At 69.8% G+C, this 1270-nt stretch carries 1 protein-coding gene and 1 pseudogene; both read right to left on the bottom strand.

Annotated features, from left to right (window positions below; translation table 11 throughout):
* Window positions 1–41 precede the first annotated feature (41 nt).
* A complete protein-coding gene (locus GJ634_RS15175; RefSeq protein WP_157503657.1) occupies window positions 42–830 on the bottom strand; it encodes an ABC transporter permease subunit in 789 nt (262 codons plus the stop codon).
* Window positions 823–1270, bottom strand: a pseudogene (locus GJ634_RS15740) (ABC transporter ATP-binding protein); the annotation flags it as partial. The gene GJ634_RS15175 and the pseudogene GJ634_RS15740, both read right to left, overlap by 8 nt.

The raw sequence follows: 1270 nt of genomic DNA, 5'->3' as shown, positions 1-1270 counted from the left end.
TTTTCAAGCCGCTCGCTCGCGGATGCTCTGCTGTGTTGGCGTCAGTTCACGTCTTTTCGCCGGAAGTGCAGTTGGCTGGCAGCGACGAGCAGCAGCGTCGCGGCGACGAGGATGGCGGCGCCGGGGACGTCGTACGTGCCGTCGACGAGAATCGCGGTCGGGTCGAAGTACCGCATGGGAGCGACGGCGCCGGCCCACGAGTAGTCCGTGCTCGTGACGACGGACTCCAGCAGGAACAGGCCGAAGACGGTCGCCATCGCGGCGCGCTGGGCGACGCTCTCGCGGTCGACGAGCACGCTGAACGCGAGGCCGATGGCCGCGCACGCGAACAGGTACGGGAGCGAGAGCAGGTGGACGACCGCGAGGTCGGCGGCGCTCACCGGGTAGCCGATGGCGTGCGTGGCGACCCACGTGACCGCGGCGACGACGACGTTGACGACGAGGACGCCGGGGACGACGGAGAGGAATCGCTCGGCGACGAGACGGGCGCGGGAGACCGGCAGCGACAGCAGGACGTCCATGCGCCCGCTCTCGACGTCGCCCGCAATCAGCGAGGCAGCGCTGTACGCGAGGTAGAGCCCGAGGAGGATGACCCACGCGAACTGGTAGAGTTCGGTGGCGAGGAACCCCTCGATGGTGTTGAACGCGCGCAGGCCGAACGCCTCCACGAACGCGGGCGGGAGCGCGTCGACGTACTCCTCGAGGTCGAGGTTCGCGGTCAGCGACGGGAAGAACGCGGCGTACATCGCGCTGAACGCCGACAGGCCGACCGAGAGCGCGAGCGCGCCCTTCAGCCGCTTGCGGGCGCCGTAGGCGGCGATTTCAAGCATCGTTACCTCCGTAGAAGTCGAGGAAGACGTCCTCCAGCGGTGCCTCCTCGACGTCGAGTTCCTGCAGCGGGTAGCGGTCGAGTTCGTCGACGAGCGCGTCCACGTCGCCCGTGTACGTGAACGAGACGCGCGTCGCGCCGCCGAGGGGCCGGCGGTCGAGGTCCGAAACGCCGGGGACGTCGAAGGCGTCCGCGGGGAGGTCGCCGGCGACGCGGGCGCGGACGACCTTCCCGCTGCGGTCCAGCAGCGTCTCGACGTCCCTCGACGGCGACGAGTTCGCCGTCCCGGAGCACGGCGACGCGGTCGCAGATGCGCCGCACCTCGCTGAGGACGTGACTGGAGAACAGGACGTGACGCCGCGAGCGCGTTCCTCTCGGACGAACTCGTTGAAGCGGCTCCTGCGCAGCGGGTCCAGCCCCGAAGTGCGGTTCTCCGGAGGA

The sequence above is a fragment of the Halobacterium sp. CBA1126 genome, assembly GCF_009741975.1.
Taxonomy (GTDB): Archaea; Halobacteriota; Halobacteria; order Halobacteriales; family Halobacteriaceae; genus Halobacterium.
This window is presented reverse-complemented; position numbering and strand designations above follow the sequence as displayed.